We start from the raw sequence: 17,423 nt of genomic DNA on the forward strand, positions 1-17,423 counted from the left end.
GATTCGAGAAAACCGGGCGCGTCCGGTAATCTCTTGGAGGTTGACGACGCGAGTCGTCGTCACGATCGGGGCTATAGCTCAGGCGGTTAGAGCGCTTCACTGATAATGAAGAGGTCCCAGGTTCAAGTCCTGGTAGCCCCACGCAAGCCCCGGGGCCTTAGCTCAGTTGGTAGAGCGCCTGCTTTGCAAGCAGGATGTCAGGAGTTCGAATCTCCTAGGCTCCACGCATTTTTGATAGATCGTGCGCATCCTTTGACTGATGCGTTGTGCTGAATCACTCCCGCCTCGGCGGGCATCTATGTCGTAGATCAGATCGCCCGCTAGGAAAGCTCAGTGTCCGTGTTGTTGGGCCACCATCCGTTCGCACCTCGAACTTAGTTGGACAACATGGGCGCTGCCGCGAGGTGAAATGGGTCGCTGAGCCCTTTGCGCCGAAGCAGCGCACGGATTTACTAGGATGCCTTCTTCGCAGACCCACGGACTACTATGCGTCCCGTGGCGCTGGACTCCGACACGAACTTTCCAGTCGCGGCGCTTTTCGGCACGTGCACAGTGTAGGAACCCGTCTTTGCGTTACGCGCGGCAGTGCTCTTCTTGGCGGCCATGGGCGACTCCTACTCTTTTCCTCAGGCTAGTTATCTTTCGTCGAGAACGCGACACCGTTGATGCGTGTTCCCCACGCTGCGCTCAACTCGGAGGCAGCATTGATCCACTCGTCTTGGCGCGCAAGCAGCGCCGATGTTGTTTGAGCTAGTCCAAACGTGAGGACGCCCGTTGCGAAGTCGGGGTGGGTTCCGTCACCAGCAAAGACGGGGATAGCCAATACTGATCGCCACGTTGGACTAACACCCGCGGCGCGCTCCACGTCCCTGAGCTTGACCTCTTCGGATCCGATCGCCTCGCCCGCGATCCATGGACTATCGTGTCCGGTCGGCACGAGCTTCAGCTGCCGCACACCGGCGTAATACGTGCCCTCCGATGCCCATCGAGCGAGCTTGCCTCGTGCATTGGCCAACCAAAATGTGGCCCGGTACGCGGGACTGCCGAGCGCTGCCGCGATCATCTCTGCATCTGCTTCGAGTTGCTCAACATACTCGCGTTGAAGTGTTCCGAATCTCCGAGTGTGGGCGTCCCATATGCGGCGTGATCGCTCAGCCGGGGTTAGGTAGCTATCACTCCCTGCGTGCCTCAGTTCTCGGATCACGAGGGCTACATCGGCGAGGTCGTGCAGGGTTAGTGCCTGTAGACCGATTGACTCCCACTCTGAGGTGAGCGCATCCTCGATTGTTTCGAACGTTTCACGGTCAAGACCGAGTCCCTCGCGCACAATTGTTACTAGGGCACGGTATCTCGGCTTCTCGTCGCGAACAATGAGATGCAGCCAATGGCGGATGTCCGGATCGCGGTAGGACGTCCCGGCAAGGAGTAGAGGGCCGCGTGCGAGAGCCGAGGACAAGAACTGTCGTTGCCATGCGTGAGGGTCGGCGACAAGCTCTGCGAAGTCGTTGTAACCAACGACAGCTGAGTACTCGTTCCCGCCGAACACCGCCCCATGAAGATGGTGAACAGTTGGCACGTCGGGCTCTGCTTGACCCTCAGTATCCATGACTACTACAGGTGCGCCGCTAGTTAGCGCCGCCGACTCCAAGAGATCGTCGAAATTCAGGGTGGCGAGCGTGGTTGCCCCCGGCATTGCAGCAAAGTGACCCGCTGCCGCAAGGTGAAGCGGCGAGGGGTCGGCGCTACTAGGAGGTCGGCCGTACAGCGCCTCATTTAGGTGAGCGGCCCAGCTCGATCCAGAGCGTGCGTGCGCCGCCTCTAGCACGATCATGGGATCTTGCTTGCTGAGCAGCACCTTGGCTGCAGTGGAGGTCGTCACGAGTCCGCTCAGAACCGCGATTCGCGTGGCGAAGTCGTCCCAAGTCGGGAGACCGGAGGGTGCTGACGCGCCCGCCCCAAGCACGACAGTCAGATGGGTGTCACCAGTAAGCGCGGCGAAACTCTCCATGACCTTCCGGTCGATGTCGGGTGCACTCACGATCTCACGTTATCGATGGCCCCAGACATACCGCACCACCACACCGACGGCCGAGGCCCTCGAAGATCTGGGAAACTCGTTCACCGTGAGATTGGCACTCATCTGTCGAACCCCCGAGGCACTCCTGCCTCTTGCACAGCGTCACGTGCGTGAAACAGCCGGCGCGTAGCGTTGCGTCACCGCGACACGCGCGTGCGCGGCGAAGGGAGCGAACGTGTCGGCGCTGCGGTTTGGGGTCTTCGAGGTCTACGGCCCGCAAGTGGGTGGCACGCTCAGCTGGCCGCATCCGCTCAGCGACTCGATCGACTTCGCCGACCCCGAGCGCTGGGTGCGCCTTGCGAAGGTGATGGATGCCACCGGCTTCGACTTCCTCTTCTTCGCCGACGGGTACGGTTACCCGATCGTCGGCGATGACATCAGCGCGGATGCCGTCGCGCACGGCATCAACTTCTCGGGCTACGACCCGGCGACGCTCCTGCCCGTGCTCATGCGTGAGACATCCAACCTCGGATTCGTCGTCACCGCGACCACCGGCATTGACCATCCGGTGCAACTTGCCCGCCGCTTCTCGACGCTCGATGCGATCTCGGGAGGGAGGATCGGCTGGAACATCGTCACCGGCGCATCGCAGAACGCGGTGGCCGAACTCTTCGGCCACGACGAGATGGTTGCCCACGACACCCGATACGCGATGGCCGAAGAGTATGTCTCGCTCGCACGGCGGTACTGGGAGGATGCCTGGAGCGACGACGCGCTCGTGGCCGACCGTGAGTCCGGAGTGTACGCGCAGCGGTCCGGCATCCATCGCGTGGTCTACGACGGTGACCACTACCGCTCCCGCGGGTACTACGGCGCCCCGCCCACGCCGCAACGCACGCCGCTGCTCTTTCAGGCTGGAACATCCCCAGCCGGAAGGTCATTTGCTGCCCGCCACACCGAGTGCGTCTTCGTGCAGGCGACGACACCGAGCCACACGGCATCGGCGGTCTCTGACCTGCACCGTCGCGCGCGCGAAGCGGGGCGAACCACTCCGCTCGTGACGATGGCGGGGCTCACCGCCATCGTTGCCGAGACCTCCGCCGAGGCACGGGAGCTCGCCGACGAATTCGACCGGATGCAGACCGACGATGTGGTCGCGACCCTCTATGCAGGAAACACCGGCATCGATCTGCGAACCCTCGATCCAGACCAGACCCTGCACCAGGTGCTCGACGCTGGTGGGCCCATCGGACAGATGGGTACCAGCAACATCGAGCGATTCCTGGGCAGCGCCGACAGGCCCGCCCCGACGGTCCGAGAAATCCTGGACGAGCTGCGGGGGCGCGGCACGCGGGGCTTCCGGCTTGTCGGAGACCCGACCCAGGTCGCGGACGGCGTTGAGGAGCTCGCTGCCCGCACCGGACTCGACGGATTCCTCATCGAGCCGGTCTTCGGAACGCGGGACGTTGCGGCGTTCGGAGACCTCGTCCTACCGATCCTGCGTGAGCGGGGGCGGCTCGCGCCGCACCGCGCCGATGCGACGTTCCGGTCCCGCATGCAGGAGACGCAGCCGGCAGCTCCCGTATCGTGAATCCATGGATCTGCGGGTCGCGGCGTATTCGATCGTCATCGACGACGACCGACGCATGCTGCTCGCGCACTGGAACGAGGGCGGCGCATCGGGATGGACCCTTCCGGGCGGTGGTCTCGAGCCGGGTGAGAGCCCGGATGCCGCAGCCCGGCGCGAAGTTCAGGAAGAGACCGGTTACCGTGTCGCGCTCGATGAACTTCTCGGCATCCATTCGCGGGTGATTCCCGCCCACCGGCGCCTGGTGCCCGGATCCGACCTGCCGTTGCAGGCACTGCGCATCGTCTACCGCGCCCACGTCACCGGCGGGGAGCTGCGCAACGAGACGGACGGCACGACCGATCGCGCGGAATGGTTTCCGCTGACGCAGGTGCGCAGGCTCAAGCGGGTCAGTCTCGTGAACATCGGCCTGCGGATGGCGGGACTCGGCTCCTTCACGCGCTGAGCGCGCCAGCACAAACGACTGCGGCGCCCGGAAGCCGAGCGCCGCAGTGAAAGCCGATCTGGATCAGGCGTCGGGAGCGCGCAGCGGGTCGTCGGCAACCCACAGCTCGTCGTCAGCCCGCAGCGTCTGCCAAGCGGCGTAGAGCACACCGGCTGCGGCGATCACACCGAGGATGATGGCGAAGACGCCACCGGCACCGATTCCCTGCTTCTGCGGCTCGAGCGCCGAAAGCCTCTTGGACAGCTTCTTCGAGACATCCTTGCCGTACTTGTCGGCGAGCTTGGCGTACTTCTTGGCGTCGGGCGCCGACAGTCCGCGGCCCGCGGCGAGCTTCGCGCGGGTCTCGTTTGCTGCGTCCCAGGCCGAGAGCGCGGAACCGACGACGGCTCCGGTCGCGGGGATGGCGCGGTTGGTCAGGAACGACTTGGATGAGGCGAGTCCGCGCTGCACATATGGCTGGGCGTAGCGGCCGTAGGCCTCCTGGACCTGGGGAACGACCTGCTCGCGGCCGTAGTTGCCCAGCTGCCGACCGGCTTCCCGGGCGATGTCAGCGGCTTCGCCGACCAGCACCTGCTGCGACTCCCAAATGTCGTTCGCGTGCTTCTGGAGCTTGCGGAGTTCCTTCTTGCGCTTGCGGCTGAGGCTCACGGGGCCCTCCCTGTCGTGTCGACGTGGTCTTCCCATCTTGCCATGTGAGCCGCAGACGGGAAGTGTTCACGGCGAACTCTGAAAGAATGGCCGCATGCCTCAGCACACCGCGGTCGCCACGATCCACACCAACCACGGCGACATCGTCGTCAACCTGTTCGGGGACCAGGCCCCGCGCACCGTCCAGAACTTCGTCGGTCTCTCCGACGGAAGCCGTGAGTGGACGCATCCGGCCACCGGCAAGCCGGGCGAGGGCGCGCTCTACACGGATGTCATCTTCCACCGCATCATCGAAGGCTTCATGATTCAGGGCGGCGACCCGCTCGGCGTCGGTACGGGAGGTCCGGGATACAACTTCAACGACGAGATCAGCCCCGAGCTGACCTTCACCGAGCCCTACCAGCTCGCGATGGCCAACGCGGGCCTGCGCCGCAACGCGATCACCGGCCAGCCCGAGGGGACGAACGGCTCCCAGTTCTTCATCACGGTTCCCGGCCAGGGCGGTCGTGGTCCCGAGTGGTTGCAGGGCAAGCACACGATCTTCGGTGAGGTGGCGGATGACGAGTCTCGCCGTGTCGTCGACGCCATCAGCGCCGTCGCGACGGGGCCTGGCGATCGCCCGATCGAGCCTGTCGTCATTTCGTCGATCGACATCGCTTCGGTCTGACGGGAGTCGGCATCTGCCGTGACGACGTCCGACGCGTTCCGCAGCAACCGGGACAACTTCTGCTACCGGCACCCTGACCGACAGAGTTTCGTGCTGTGCCAGCGCTGCATGCGCACCATCTGTCCGGAGTGTCAGACGCAGGCCGCGGTCGGAGTCATCTGCCCGGAGTGCATGCGAGAGCAACGCGCGACCCAGACGAGCGCGCAGAAGAAGGCCGAGCGTCGCTGGTCGAGGGCGCCGATGGCGGTCGGGACGCAGCGACCTACCGCGACGTACGCCATCATCGTGATCACCGCAGCGGTGTTCGTGCTGCAGTTGCTCATCCCCGCAATCGAGGGCATGTTCGCCTTCAACAGCGCCTACGTGATCCCGTCTATCGCGTTCGAGCCGTGGCGGCTGTTCACGGCGATCTTCCTGCACTCGAGCTTCTTCCACATCGGATTGAACATGCTCGCGCTCTGGATGATCGGGCGGTCGCTGGAGCCGCTGCTCGGCCATGGCAGATTTGTCGCGCTCTACCTGCTCTCTGGCCTCGGCGGATCGGTGGGCGTCGCGTTGATTGCGCCCGGGACCTGGGTGGTCGGAGCCTCCGGCGCGGTGTTCGGACTCCTCGGCGCTCTGCTCGTGATCGGGCGGCACATCGGGGCGAACATCACCGGCATCCTGATCGTGCTCGGCATCAACCTCGTGATCGGGTTCGTTCCCGGCTACAACATCGCCTGGCAGGCGCACGTTGGCGGTCTGGTCGTTGGCGCAGTCATCGGGCTCGTCTTTGCACGTACGCGTACGCGCGCTCGGCAGCCGCTGCAAATCGGACTGCTCGTGGCGATCGGTGTCGGGCTGCTCGCCCTGCTCGCGATCCCCGCGGTGTTCTACGTGTAATCCATCCACAGATTCATCCACACCTGGGGATGAATCACAGCCGTGTAATTCGGTGGGGGCGAATCCGTACGGCTAGCGCCAGCGTGTGGTCATCAGGAAGCCGACGAAGGCGATCCCGAAACCGATGACCAGGTTCCACGCGTCGATCCCGGGAATCGGGTACTGCATGCCGCTGATGTAGAAGACGAGCACCCACACCAGTCCGAGCAGCATGAGTCCGATCATCACCGGCTTGAACCAAACCGGGTTCGGTGCGGAATCCGCGCTACTGCTCTCGACGATCGGGTCGTCGTCGTTGCTCTGGCGTGCCATGCGCACAAGTCTAACTGCCAGGGCTCCTCCAGCAGGAGACGAATAGAATCGCCGGTGATGTACGGCGCCCGGTGATCTGGGCCGGGGCGAGGACTCAGACGAGAGGGGATACGCGTGGCTGATGCGGAGGAAGTGCCGCACCCGACCCGCCGATCGCGTCGCCCAGCGAAGCGCCGCCGCCGGGTGAGTGTCCTTGGTGTGATCGGGGAACTGCTCATCACCCTGGGTGTGCTGGCATTCCTGTACGTCGGGTGGCAGCTGTGGCTCGGGGACGTGATCCAGGGCGCGCAGAAGAACGCCGCCGGCAGCGAGTTGTCGCAGCAGTGGGAGCAGGCAGCTGAGACGGCATCTCCCACGCCGGATGCGTCCGCCTCGCCGGATCCGACAGCGACGACCGAGGCCGAGGTCCCCATTCCCGTTCTTGGCCAGCCCGACGACGCGCAAGCCTTCGCCATCATGCGGGTGCCCCGCTGGGGGCCGGACTACAGCGTCACGATCGCCGGCGGTGTGACACGCGCACGAACACTCGACCCCATCGGGATCGGCCATTACCCCGGCACCCAGATGCCGGGAGAGGCCGGGAACTTCGCCGTTGCCGGCCACCGCACAACCTACGGAAAGCCGTTCTCCGACATCGAGACGCTGCGCATCGACGACGCGATCGTCGTCGAAACCGAGGCCGGGTGGTACACCTACAGGTTCCGCACTCTCGAGTACGTGAAGCCGACCGAAACATCGGTGCTTGACGCCGTTCCGCAGATGGATGTCACTGCCGGCGACGCCTACATCACGATGACCAGCTGCAGTCCGCGCTGGAGCATGACGGAGCGGATCGTCGCGTATGGCGTGTTCGAATCGTTCACTCCGAGGGATGCGGGCCCGCCGGCATCCCTCACGGAAGGAATCGCCTGATGTACGCAGCACTGTGGCACGTGCTACCCGGCCCGTGGTGGGTGAAGGCCGCGATCCTGACGGTGATGGCCGCCGCTGTTCTGTACGGCCTGGTCTTCTACGTCTTCCCCTGGATCAGTGAACTGACCACTCCGCAGGACGCGACAGTCGGGTGACCGCCGATTCGCCGACCCTCGGCCCGGTACTTGTGGTCGACAACCACGACAGCTTCGTCCACACCCTCGTGGGGTACCTGCACGAGTTGGGCGCCACGACCGTGATGGTCGAGGCAGACCAGATCACCGCGGATGCCGTTCCGCGGCTCGTCGGTGATCACGCCGGCATCCTCGTCTCTCCCGGGCCCGGGCGTCCCGCCGACACTGCGGCATCGAAGCATCTCGTTCGGGAGGCTGTCGAGCAGCGTGCTCCCATGCTCGGCGTGTGCCTCGGGCACCAAGTGATAGCCGAGGCGCTGGGTGCCCGGGTGACCGTCGCCCCGGAACTCTTCCACGGCGTCACGTCGCCGGTGACTCACGACGCGTCGATGCTGTTTTCCGGCATCCCGTCGCCGTTCATCGCCAACCGGTATCACTCACTGTCGGTTGATCCCGACACAATCCCTGAGAGCCTTGTGGTCACCGCCCGCACCGACAGCGGGATCGTGATGGGAGTCGCCCACCGCGACGCGCCGCTGTGGGGTGTGCAGTTCCATCCCGAGAGCGTGCTCACCGAGGGCGGCTACCGGCTGTTGGCGAACTGGCTGGTGAAGGTCGGCTACCCGGATGCCGTCGAACGATCGGGCATGCTTCGACCACACGTCGCCGCTGGCGTGTGAGTCTGGCCTCGTCATCCGAGGTCAGAGTTCGTGAGAGTGGAGGGTCAGCCGGAGCAGTAGGTCAACGTGATTGTCGAGCGTACGGGCACCTCACCGGGCGCGAGTGACTGGGCGATGACGACGGGCGGGGTGGTCGCGGGGCACGACGTGTCTTCCTGCGTTTCGACCGTCAACTGGGTGTCGGGGGCTTCGAGTTCCCGCGTTGCTGCCTCGACGGTGTAGCCGGTGACGTCGTTGATCAGAACACGTCCCGTCGCAACGACGAGATCGACGCTGCTGCCGACTGCCACCTCGTCGCCTCCTGCCGGATCCGCAGCGATGACGATTCCGGCGTCGAGGGCGGGGTCGTTACGCGAAGTGACAGTGCCCACCTTCAGACCGACCTGCTCGAGGGCCTGCGCGGCAGTCTCCTGGGTCAGGCCCGTGAGAGCCGGCACAGCCACGAGCTCTTGCCCCGTCGAAACGTAGACCTTGATTTCCTGGTTCACCTCGACCGAGACATCCGTGCCGGGCTCTGTCCTGATGACGTTTCCCTCGGCCACCGCGACGCTTGGCTCTTCGACGCGCACGGGAACCAGATCGTTCGCGATCAGTTCCTCCGCGGCCCGTTCGTAGGTCATGCCGGTCACGTCGGGGACGATCCGCGAGTTGCTGGGTACGCTCTCGCCGCCGCGCGGAATGGTGAGCACCCAGAACAGCACCGAGATCAGCAACACGGCGAGGATCGCGACGCCCGCCCAGACCCACGCGACCGGGGGACCTGACTGTGTGCGTCGCATCGTCGTGTCGGTCGAAAGCTGCCGGAGCGACCGAGCGGTCTCCGCGGCCTGCCGCGGGTTGGGGCCGTAGAGCTCGCTGGTCAGCGTTCCCAACTGCCGGCGCGAGGGCGCCTTGCCGGTCAGGGCATGAGTCAGTGCGGCTCGAAAGGATGCCGCGTCTTGGTAACGCTGGTAGGGATCCTTCGCGAGAGCGCGAAGCACGACGGCATCCAACGCACGCGGGATCTCTTCGTTGATCTCCGACGGTGTGAGCGGGGTCTCGCTGACGTGTTGGTACGCGACGGCAACCGAGGACTCGCCCCGAAACGGCGCGCGGCCGGTCAACATCTCATAGAGCACGACACCTGTGGAATACAGGTCGGCACGGGCGTCGACCGGTTCGCCCTTCGCCTGCTCGGGTGAGAAGTAGGCGGCAGTGCCGAGGATGGCGGTGGTCTCGGCAACGGTTGACGATGAATCCGAAACCGCGCGAGCGATACCGAAGTCCATCACCTTGATGTGATCGTCGGCGGTGACCATGACGTTGCCGGGCTTGATATCGCGGTGCACGACGCCCGCCCGGTGCGAGTACTCGAGAGCCTCAAGGATGCCGTCGGCGTAGGCGACCGCACGGTCGGCCTCGAGAGGACCGTCCTCGATCACGTCCTTCAGCAGTCGCCCCGTCACCAGTTCCATGACGATGTACGGCACGGGCTGGGTCGTCCCGTCGGGAAGGGACTCGGTCTCTTCGCCGGCGTCGAACACGCGCACGATGGTGGGGTGCGACATCCGCGACGCAGCCTGTGCCTCTAGACGGAAGCGCGTCCGGAACCCGGCATCCCGAGCGAGCTCGGGATTGAGGACCTTGATCGCGACGTCACGGCCGAGCGTCAGATCGTATCCGCGATACACCGACGCCATGCCGCCGCGGCCGATCGACTCGTCGATCCGGTAGCGGCCCGACAGCACGCGAGAATCGTCGGTCACACTACCCCTCCCTGACTGAGCCAGTCTCCTCAGCCTAGTCGAGCGCTTCCTGTGAACCCCCGGTCAGGGCGTGTTCGTCGGGTTGGGGGTCGAGGCGGGCTGGATCTGAACCTGCATCTTCGGCGAGGCATCCGAGGTTCGCTGTTCGGACCCGCTGCACAGTGCCGTATAGGACGCCGTCAGAGTCTGACCCGCGGCGTTGGCGATGAGGATCGCCTCCTCACGGTCGTTCGGGGCGAACGTGCGCTGCGAGGTGCCGTCGACGGTGAAGACCGCGTTCTGCAGAGTGACGGTGTAGCCACTGAGCGTCCCGGTCCCGGTCGGGCAGGTGAAGCTGTCCCACGTGAGGGTGACGGTCGAGCCGGCGACGGCGGGCGCACCACCCTGGATAGCGGGCGGGTTGCTCGGTCCGCCGATGGGGGTGACCTGGCCGTAGCACGAGATCGTGAGCGCCTTCGTCGGCTCGATGTTGCCGGTCGGGTTGACCTGCCAGACGACACCGACCTGCGAGTCATCCGGAGCCGGAGTACCCGTGTCGGTGACGACCTCGAGCACACCTGCATCCTTCGCAGTCTGCACTGCCTGCTCGCACTGCATGCCCACCAGGTTCAGGGCGTCGATGTTGATGCGCGTCTCGCTGGGCGAGGGCGTCGGTGTCGATGCGCTGGGAGACGGTGCCGACGACGAGTTCGTGGGCTCAGGCGCCGGCTGCTGGTTGGCAACGAGAGCCCAGATCGTGCCGCCGAGAACAAGAACCAGCAGCACGATGAGCGCAACGAGTGGCCAGGTCCACGGGCTGCGCTTGCGCGGCGCGGGCTCTTCGGCCGGGGTCTCCGGAGCAGGCATCAGCCGGGTCTCGGCGGATGTCGCGGCGGACGTCAGCAGGGCTGTTGCATCGTCGGCGGCGATGGCTCCCGTGGCGATCGCGGGAATCGCTTCTGCTGCCGCGGCGACGTCGCCGCGGCGAAGCGCCGTTGCGGCGCGAGCGACGGCAGCGGCGGTGGCGGGGCGGTCCTCGGGCTTCTTGGCGATCATCGCCATGACGAGGTTCTGTACCGGCACAGCGACGGTCGGCGGCAGCGGTGGCGGCTGCTCGTTGATCTGGGCCATCGCGATCGCGACCTGCGACTCGCCGGTGAACGGGCGCTTGCCTGCCAGGCATTCGTAGGCGACGATGCCGAGCGAGTAGATGTCGGTAGCGGGGGATGCCGGGTGACCGGATGCTTGCTCGGGCGAGAGGTACTGCACAGTTCCCATGACCTGACCAGTGGCAGTCAGGGGAACCTGGTCGGCGATGCGCGCGATACCGAAGTCGGTGATCTTGACGCGGCCGTCCGGGGTGATCAGCAGGTTCCCAGGCTTGATGTCACGGTGCACGAGACCGGCGGCGTGTGCCGCCTGCAGGGCTGCCGAGGTCTGGGCGATGATGTCGAGCGTCTTATCGGTCGACAGTGAACCGTCCCGCTCGAGGATGGTCGAGAGAGCCTCACCTGGCACGAGTTCCATCACCAGGAACGCGCTGCCATTCTCTTCGCCGTAGTCGAAGACGCTGGCGATGCCCTCATGGTTGACGAGGGCAGCGTGCCGGGCCTCGGCGCGGAAGCGCTCCAGGAAGCCGGGGTCGCCCATGTACTCGTCTTTGAGGATCTTGATGGCAACCGTCCGTCCGATGACGTGGTCTGTTGCTTCCCAGACCTCGCCCATGCCGCCGATCGCGATCCGCGAATCCAGCTCGTAACGGCCTCCGAAGGTCACACCCTGCGTCGGTCTCATTTGTTCAGCACCGCCTCCATGACCTTCTTCGCGATAGGGGCCGCGATGAGGCCCCCGTATCCCGACTGACCCATTCCGCCACCGTTCTCCACGACGACTGCCACTGCCACCTCGGGATCGTCGGCAGGCGCGAACCCGGTGAACCAGAGGGTGTACGGCTTGTCGGGTCCGTTCTCCGCCGTACCCGTCTTACCGGCCACGTCGACGCCCTCTATTCTTGCATTCGAGGCGGCGCCGTTTTCGACATTCGCGACCATCATGGCGACCATCTCCTCGTTCATCTCGGGACTCAGTGCCTCACCGAAGACGCTGTTCTCGAACGTCTGCTGCACCGACAGGTCCGGGCCGATGACCTGATCGACCATCCGGGGGTTCATGACGATCCCGCCGTTGGCGATTCCGGCAGAGACCATCGCCATCTGCAGCGGTGTCGCGGTCACCTGTCCCTGGCCGAAGCCGGTGAGAGCCGTCTGGGGGGCATCGAGCCCGCGGGGGTAGCTCGACGGAGTCGAGTCCAGGGGGATGCTGAACGAGAGGTTGAATCCGAACTTCTCGGCCTGCTGACGGATCGCCTCGTCGCCGAGCTCCACAGCAAGCTGAGCCATCGGGATGTTGCAGCTCAGGCGCAGCGCGTCGGCGATCGACACCGTCTCGCCAGCGCCGCATGTCCCGCCCGTATCGTTGCGGATCGTGTTGGAAGACTGCGGCAGCTGCCAGATGGCGGGGTTCGGAATCTGGGAATCGGGCGTGTACTGACCGGACGCGAGAGCCGCGGCGACGACCACGACCTTGAATGTCGAACCGGGCGGGTTGAGATCTCCCGCGATGGCGCGGTTGTAGAGCGGGTTGAACGGATCCGCGAGCAGGGCAGCGTAGTCATCCTCGACCTGAGCCGTATCGTGCGACACGAGCAGGTTCGTGTCGTAGCTGGGGCTCGTGACCATCGCGAGGACACGACCGGTGTCGGGTTCGATGGCGATGACCGCGCCCTGCAGGTCGCCGAGCGCCTCATAGGCGGCACGCTGGATGTCGGCATCCAACGAGAGCACGACATTGGAGCCACGCGGCGGCTGTCCGGTGAGGATCTGTTCGATGCGGGAGAGGAACTGTGAGCTCGCGGTGCCGCTGAGCTCGTCGTTCATCGCCTGCTCGATGCCGGTGGCCTGCCCGACGACAGGGATCACGCCGGTCACGGGGGCCCACATGTCGGGGTCGACGTAGACGCGCTGCCAGCTGAAGACGTCGCTCGAGGGAACGGATGATGCGATCGCCGAGCCGCTCGCGATGATGGACCCGCGCTGCACCTCGTAGGAGTCGTAGAGGGCGCGTTTGTTCTGCGGGTAGTCAGCGAGGTCTGCCGACTGGATTCCCTGGATCCACGTGGTGGAGGCCAATAGCGCGAGGAACATCATCAGCATCAGGATGCTGAGCCGGCGCAATTCCTTGGTCATCGTGCCATCACCCCCGTCATCCGATCACCGCACGGGGACGGCTGCGGACGGCATCTGAGATGCGCAGCAGCAGTGCCACGATGATCCAGTTGGCAACGAGCGAGGATCCGCCCGCTGCCAGGAACGGTGTCGTCAGCCCCGTAACGGGGATGATCCGGGTCACGCCGCCGACCATGATGAACACCTGGAGGGCGATCGTGAAGGCCAGGCCGGTTGCGAGGAGCTTGCCGAAGTCGTCTTGACCGGCGACACCGATCCGGATGCCGCGGGCAACGAACACCATGTACAGCAGCAGGATCGCGAAGACACCGGCAAGACCGAGTTCCTCTCCCAGGCTCGGCAGGATGTAGTCGCTCTGCGATAGCGGCGTGATGTAGGGGCGACCTTGCCCGAGCCCGGTGCCGATGAGCCCGCCGTGGGCGAGACCGTAGATTCCCTGCACGAGTTGGTAGCTGCCGCCGGTGGCGTCGATGCGCTCGACGTTGAAGGGATCGAGCCAGTTGTCGAAACGACCACCGACGTAGGGCAGGACCCGCGATGCGAGGTAGGCGCCGATGCCGGCAAGCACCAGACCGATGACGACCCAGGAGGTCTTTCCGGTGGCCACGTACAGCATCGCCACGAACATCCCGAACAGCAGCAGTCCGGTGCCGAGGTCGCGCTGCAGCACGATGATGCCGAGCGAAATCAGCCACAGTACGAGGAGGGGGCCGAGCTCGCGCGCTCGCGGCCACGTCATGCCGAGGAACCGGGTGCCGACAGAGCTCAGGCTCTCGCGGGTGCGCACGAGGTAACCGGCGAAGAAGATCGCCAGCGAGATCTTGGCGAGCTCGCCGGGCTGGAACGAGAAGATCCCCAGCGACACCCAGACGTCGGCGTTCGCGTCGGTTCCCAGGCCCGGCACGATCGGAAGCAGGAGCAGCGCGATACCGGCGAACCCGAAGATGTAGGTGTACCGGAACAGGACGCGGTAGTTGCGCAGCGTGATCACGACGGCGAGGCATCCGAGGATCGCGATCCCCGCCCACGCGAGCTGGCGGACGGACGCCGCATCCCACCCCTCGTCACCGATCGCGAGATCGATGCGGTAGATCATCGCGATTCCGAGTCCCGTGAGCAGCGTCGCGATCGGCACGACGAACGGGTCGGCGTCGCGCGCCCAGACGCGCAGCGCGATGTGGACGGCGATCACCGTGGTGAACAGTCCACCGAAGGCGATGAGGTAGCCGGGCGCGATCTCGCCCATGACGCCGAGCTGCACGAGTACGAGCGCACCGAGGGAGAGCACGAGCGCGAACAGCAGCAGGCCGAGTTCGCGGTTGCGCTGCTTCTGCGGGGTCCGCAACCTCTTGAGCGCGCGGACGACAGCCGTATCGGCCGCGATCTCCGACGCCGGTTCGCGCATGATGGCGGGATCAGCCACTGGGCACCTCCGCCCGGGAGTCGAGCCTGTCGACGATGGCCCGCGCGTCGGCGAGGGAACGTGCCGAGATCGTACGCTCCACGGTTGCGCGGTCGAAGGACTGCAGATCGGCGAGCAGGATGCCGGTGTCTTCGTACGGGGTCGAGAGCGAGATCGGACCGATGTTCTGTTGGATGCCGCGGTAGATCACGACGGTGTCGTCGTCGGCGCCGACGAAGAAGCGCGTCTGCGTCCACTGGTAGGCGCCGAAGAGCGCGACGCCGATCATCGCGAGCACGATCACGAAGCCCGCGATCCAGGCGAGTCTGCGACGACGCGAGCGGCGCCGGTCCTCCTCGATGAGCTCTTCAAGGAACTCGGGCGCCGGCTCGAAGTGCGTGGGATCGTTGGCTGCCTGCCTTGCGGGGTGCAGCCAGCTCGTACGGGAGCTGCGGGCGGCAGGAATGTCGATGCCGGCGGGGTTGGACGCCGAACCGACAACCGTCGGGGTTCCCGAGAACAGCGGATGCCGCCCCCCGACATCCACAAGCACGATCGTGACGTTGTCGGGAGCTCCGGCATCCAGGGCCATCTTCAGCAGAGCGTCAGCGGTGCGGGCCGGAGCAAGATCTGCCCCGAGCGCCTTGGCCGTCTGCGTGTCGGGGACGACGCCGCACAGTCCGTCGGAGCACAGGAGCCAACGGTCGCCGGGCTGAGTCGGCATGACGAACGTGTCGATCTCGGGGTTCGGCGACATGTCGCCGAGCACGCGCATCAGTACCGAGCGACGCGGGTGGTAGCGCGCTTCCTCGGGGGTGATGCGACCCGAATCCACAAGACGCTGGACGAACGTGTGGTCGGTGGTGATCTGCGTTAGTGCTCCGTCGCGGTACAGATACACGCGCGAGTCGCCGATGTGGGCGATGACGGCGTAGTCGTCGACCATCGCGAGGGCGCTGACCGTCGTTCCCATGCCGGCAAGTTCTGGGCGCGCGGCGACGGTGTTGATGAGGGCAGCCGCGGCGTCGGTGATCGCCTCACCGAGTGCCCGTTCGGCTGCCGCGGGCGACTCGAACGGGCGGTCGAGGTCCGCGAGTTGCGCGATCGCGATGCTCGAAGCCACGTCACCGCCGGCGTGGCCGCCCATCCCGTCGGCGACGATGAACAGGTTGGATCCGGCGTACCCGGAATCCTGGTTGTTCGATCGCACCTTGCCGGTGTGCGACAGCGCCGCGCTGGATCCTTCGAAGACCATTACGGGTCGGCCGTCACTTCCGCAGTTCGAAGGTCGTGGCGCCGACCTTGATCGGGGCGCCGATCTTCACCTCGACCGGCGCGCTCACACGCGCGCCGTCATGCCACGTGCCGTTTGTCGAATCGAGGTCCTGCAGCATCCACTGCTCTCCCCAGAGCAGGAGCCGGGCGTGGTGGCTCGAGGTGTAATCGTCACGGATGACCAGGCCCGACTCGCTGGAGCGCCCGATCGTGAGGGGCTCGGTTCCCAGGGGGAGCTCGAGACCGGCCTTGGGGCCGCTCGTGATCACGATGCGCGAGACGGTGTCTTTCGTCGCGGGTCCCCCGGCATCTCCGGAGGGCGCGGTCGCTGCAGCGGGTGCGACCGGTGCCGTCTCGCGGCGAACAGGTCCGACCGGCGCTGCAGCTTCCGGCATCCGTCGCACCCGCACGCCGAACACGTCGGCGCGCAGGGCATAGACGACGGCGAACACGAAGAACCACAACAGCAGCAGGAACCCGATCTGCAGCAGCAGAAGTGTCAGCTCGCTCATGCGCGCCCGCCCCCGTCGAACACGTCGAAAGCCCGTGTGGCATCGGATGCCGGCTGTCGTGCCGGCGCGGAGGCCTGCGCGACGATACGGAACACCATGTCGGTGCGGCCGATCGTGATGGTTGAGTCCGGCGGCAGGGGCGACTCGCTGATCTTGCGACCGTTCAGCAGTGTGCCATTGGTCGACCCGAGATCGCGCACCATCGCGCGCTCGCCGTCCCACAGCACCTCGACGTGACGGCGGCTCGTGCCGGCATCCGCGAGCGTGATGTCTGCGTCGCTACCGCGGCCGATCACGGTGCGGGCCTTCACGAGCGGATGCCGCTGGCCGGCGATGTCCAGAACACCGCGCCACGACACCGACCCCTGCGCGGTCGATGAGTCGACCTGCAGCGTTCCGGTCGAGAGGGCAATGTCTCGGCGAATGGTCACCGACACCGGGCCGGCGAAGGTATATCCCTGCGCTCGCGCGTGCTTCGTGACGAGCTCGGCCAGTTCGTCGACGAGCGGTTGACCGATCGCCTGCATCCGCTCGTCGTCGGCGGGTGCCAGCCGGACGGTGAAGGTGTTCGGGGCGAGGATCCGGTCGCGGGCCACCACGGCAGCCTTCTTGTCGAGCTCGCTGCGCAGGGCGGAGGCGATCTCGACGGGTTGGATCCCGCTACGGAAGGTCTTCGCGAACGCGCCGTTCACGGCACGTTCGAGCCCCTTCTCGAAGCTGTCAAGTAGTCCCACGGATCTCCTCAGGCAGGCAGAGCGGTGGGACCATGCTAGTTGGAGACTCTGAACAGGCGATGGACGACCTCGCCGGAGCGCTGATACGGGGCTCGACGCGCTGATCTGTCGTGATATCCTCGGGAAGTTGATCCGCGGTTCGCCGCGGTTCGCGCGAGTGGCGGAATAGGCAGACGCGCTGGCTTCAGGTGCCAGTGCCCGAAAGGGCGTGGGGGTTCAACTCCCCCCTCGCGCACAGGAGAGAAG

17 protein-coding genes and 3 tRNA genes are annotated in these 17,423 nt (G+C 65.7%); 10 read left to right on the forward strand and 10 right to left on the reverse strand.

Going from position 1 to position 17,423, the window contains the following annotated elements; all coding sequences use genetic code 11:
• The first annotated feature begins 67 nt into the window (after positions 1 to 67).
• Together Q1V87_RS08750 and Q1V87_RS08755 are read left to right on the forward strand one after the other, a co-directional pair.
• Positions 68 to 141 (forward strand) — tRNA-Ile (locus Q1V87_RS08750).
• Positions 142 to 151: 10 nt separating this feature from the next.
• Positions 152 to 224, forward strand: a tRNA-Ala gene (locus tag Q1V87_RS08755).
• A gap of 407 nt (positions 225 to 631) precedes the next feature.
• On the opposite strand, the gene Q1V87_RS08760 is transcribed toward Q1V87_RS08755, so the two are convergent.
• Positions 632 to 2,038, reverse strand: coding sequence for an SIR2 family protein (locus tag Q1V87_RS08760; protein ID WP_300591760.1), 1,407 nt, complete (start codon positions 2,036 to 2,038; stop codon positions 632 to 634).
• A gap of 214 nt (positions 2,039 to 2,252) precedes the next feature.
• On the opposite strand from Q1V87_RS08760, the gene Q1V87_RS08765 reads away from it, so the two are divergent.
• Positions 2,253 to 3,608, forward strand: coding sequence for an NtaA/DmoA family FMN-dependent monooxygenase (locus tag Q1V87_RS08765; protein WP_300591762.1), 1,356 nt, complete (start codon positions 2,253 to 2,255; stop codon positions 3,606 to 3,608).
• A gap of 4 nt (positions 3,609 to 3,612) precedes the next feature.
• On the forward strand, positions 3,613 to 4,050 hold the full coding sequence (locus tag Q1V87_RS08770; RefSeq protein WP_300591764.1) for an NUDIX hydrolase: 438 nt from the start codon (positions 3,613 to 3,615) through the stop codon (positions 4,048 to 4,050).
• A gap of 63 nt (positions 4,051 to 4,113) precedes the next feature.
• Here the strand turns inward: Q1V87_RS08770 and Q1V87_RS08775 are convergent, their stop codons facing one another.
• Positions 4,114 to 4,698: a DNA helicase gene (locus Q1V87_RS08775; RefSeq protein WP_292712694.1), complete on the reverse strand. Its 585-nt coding sequence runs from the start codon at positions 4,696 to 4,698 to the stop codon at positions 4,114 to 4,116.
• Positions 4,699 to 4,792: 94 nt separating this feature from the next.
• On the opposite strand from Q1V87_RS08775, the gene Q1V87_RS08780 reads away from it, so the two are divergent.
• Both Q1V87_RS08780 and Q1V87_RS08785 read left to right on the forward strand, forming a co-directional pair.
• Positions 4,793 to 5,365, forward strand: a complete 573-nt coding sequence (locus Q1V87_RS08780) for a peptidylprolyl isomerase (protein ID WP_300591766.1) — start codon at positions 4,793 to 4,795, stop codon at positions 5,363 to 5,365.
• A gap of 18 nt (positions 5,366 to 5,383) precedes the next feature.
• Entirely contained in the window at positions 5,384 to 6,247 is an 864-nt protein-coding gene (locus Q1V87_RS08785; protein ID WP_300591768.1) for a rhomboid family intramembrane serine protease, read from the forward strand.
• A 72-nt stretch (positions 6,248 to 6,319) separates the two neighbouring features.
• On the opposite strand, the gene Q1V87_RS08790 is transcribed toward Q1V87_RS08785, so the two are convergent.
• Complete coding sequence (locus Q1V87_RS08790; RefSeq protein ID WP_300591769.1) at positions 6,320 to 6,559, reverse strand: cell division protein CrgA; 240 nt, start codon at positions 6,557 to 6,559, stop codon at positions 6,320 to 6,322.
• 114 nt (positions 6,560 to 6,673) lie between these two features.
• On the opposite strand from Q1V87_RS08790, the gene Q1V87_RS08795 reads away from it, so the two are divergent.
• Genes Q1V87_RS08795 through Q1V87_RS08805 form a run of 3 tightly spaced genes read left to right on the forward strand, consistent with a single transcriptional unit; the run spans position 6,674 to position 8,285 of the window.
• The gene (locus tag Q1V87_RS08795) at positions 6,674 to 7,471 is read left to right on the forward strand and encodes a class E sortase (protein ID WP_300591772.1); all 798 of its coding nucleotides are present in this window, start codon (positions 6,674 to 6,676) and stop codon (positions 7,469 to 7,471) included.
• On the forward strand, positions 7,471 to 7,626 hold the full coding sequence (locus tag Q1V87_RS08800; RefSeq protein WP_300591774.1) for a hypothetical protein: 156 nt from the start codon (positions 7,471 to 7,473) through the stop codon (positions 7,624 to 7,626). Before Q1V87_RS08795 ends, Q1V87_RS08800 begins: the two co-directional genes overlap by 1 nt.
• A complete protein-coding gene (locus Q1V87_RS08805; RefSeq protein ID WP_300591776.1) occupies positions 7,623 to 8,285 on the forward strand; it encodes an aminodeoxychorismate/anthranilate synthase component II in 663 nt (220 codons plus the stop codon). Before Q1V87_RS08800 ends, Q1V87_RS08805 begins: the two co-directional genes overlap by 4 nt.
• Positions 8,286 to 8,329: 44 nt before the next feature.
• On the opposite strand, the gene pknB is transcribed toward Q1V87_RS08805, so the two are convergent.
• The 7 genes from pknB to Q1V87_RS08840 all read right to left on the reverse strand — a co-directional run bounded on the left by pknB (position 8,330) and on the right by Q1V87_RS08840 (position 17,177).
• Positions 8,330 to 10,030, reverse strand: a complete 1,701-nt coding sequence (gene pknB, locus Q1V87_RS08810; RefSeq protein ID WP_300591778.1) for a Stk1 family PASTA domain-containing Ser/Thr kinase — start codon at positions 10,028 to 10,030, stop codon at positions 8,330 to 8,332.
• 63 nt (positions 10,031 to 10,093) lie between these two features.
• Positions 10,094 to 11,803 carry a serine/threonine-protein kinase gene (locus Q1V87_RS08815; RefSeq protein ID WP_300591780.1) on the reverse strand — a complete coding sequence of 570 codons (1,710 nt, stop codon included), beginning with the start codon at positions 11,801 to 11,803 and terminating at the stop codon, positions 10,094 to 10,096.
• Positions 11,800 to 13,254 carry a penicillin-binding protein 2 gene (locus Q1V87_RS08820; protein WP_300591782.1) on the reverse strand — a complete coding sequence of 485 codons (1,455 nt, stop codon included), beginning with the start codon at positions 13,252 to 13,254 and terminating at the stop codon, positions 11,800 to 11,802. Before Q1V87_RS08820 ends, Q1V87_RS08815 begins: the two co-directional genes overlap by 4 nt.
• A gap of 16 nt (positions 13,255 to 13,270) precedes the next feature.
• A complete protein-coding gene (locus tag Q1V87_RS08825; RefSeq protein ID WP_300591813.1) occupies positions 13,271 to 14,659 on the reverse strand; it encodes an FtsW/RodA/SpoVE family cell cycle protein in 1,389 nt (462 codons plus the stop codon).
• A gap of 10 nt (positions 14,660 to 14,669) precedes the next feature.
• Positions 14,670 to 15,911: a PP2C family serine/threonine-protein phosphatase gene (locus tag Q1V87_RS08830; RefSeq protein WP_300591784.1), complete on the reverse strand. Its 1,242-nt coding sequence runs from the start codon at positions 15,909 to 15,911 to the stop codon at positions 14,670 to 14,672.
• 13 nt (positions 15,912 to 15,924) lie between these two features.
• Positions 15,925 to 16,443, reverse strand: coding sequence for an FHA domain-containing protein (locus Q1V87_RS08835; RefSeq protein WP_300591786.1), 519 nt, complete (start codon positions 16,441 to 16,443; stop codon positions 15,925 to 15,927).
• Entirely contained in the window at positions 16,440 to 17,177 is a 738-nt protein-coding gene (locus tag Q1V87_RS08840; protein WP_300591788.1) for a DUF3662 and FHA domain-containing protein, read from the reverse strand. Before Q1V87_RS08840 ends, Q1V87_RS08835 begins: the two co-directional genes overlap by 4 nt.
• Before the next feature lie 151 nt (positions 17,178 to 17,328).
• Here Q1V87_RS08840 and Q1V87_RS08845 point away from each other — a divergent pair.
• Positions 17,329 to 17,412: transfer RNA gene (locus Q1V87_RS08845), tRNA-Leu, on the forward strand.
• Positions 17,413 to 17,423: the final 11 nt, after the last annotated feature.

It is taken from the genome of Microbacterium sp. (assembly GCF_030149085.1).
In the GTDB taxonomy this organism is placed as follows: domain Bacteria; phylum Actinomycetota; class Actinomycetes; order Actinomycetales; family Microbacteriaceae; genus Microbacterium.

Coding starts and splice junctions, on each gene's coding strand:
- Q1V87_RS08770 (WP_300591764.1), top strand. CDS start 3,613: ATGGATCTGCGGGTCGCGGCGTATTCGATCGTCATCGACGACGACCGA.
- Q1V87_RS08780 (WP_300591766.1), top strand. CDS start 4,793: ATGCCTCAGCACACCGCGGTCGCCACGATCCACACCAACCACGGCGAC.
- Q1V87_RS08790 (WP_300591769.1), bottom strand. CDS start 6,559: ATGGCACGCCAGAGCAACGACGACGACCCGATCGTCGAGAGCAGTAGC.
- Q1V87_RS08800 (WP_300591774.1), top strand. CDS start 7,471: ATGTACGCAGCACTGTGGCACGTGCTACCCGGCCCGTGGTGGGTGAAG.
- Q1V87_RS08815 (WP_300591780.1), bottom strand. CDS start 11,803: ATGAGACCGACGCAGGGTGTGACCTTCGGAGGCCGTTACGAGCTGGAT.
- Q1V87_RS08820 (WP_300591782.1), bottom strand. CDS start 13,254: ATGACCAAGGAATTGCGCCGGCTCAGCATCCTGATGCTGATGATGTTC.
- Q1V87_RS08825 (WP_300591813.1), bottom strand. CDS start 14,659: ATGCGCGAACCGGCGTCGGAGATCGCGGCCGATACGGCTGTCGTCCGC.
- Q1V87_RS08830 (WP_300591784.1), bottom strand. CDS start 15,911: ATGGTCTTCGAAGGATCCAGCGCGGCGCTGTCGCACACCGGCAAGGTG.
- Q1V87_RS08835 (WP_300591786.1), bottom strand. CDS start 16,443: ATGAGCGAGCTGACACTTCTGCTGCTGCAGATCGGGTTCCTGCTGCTG.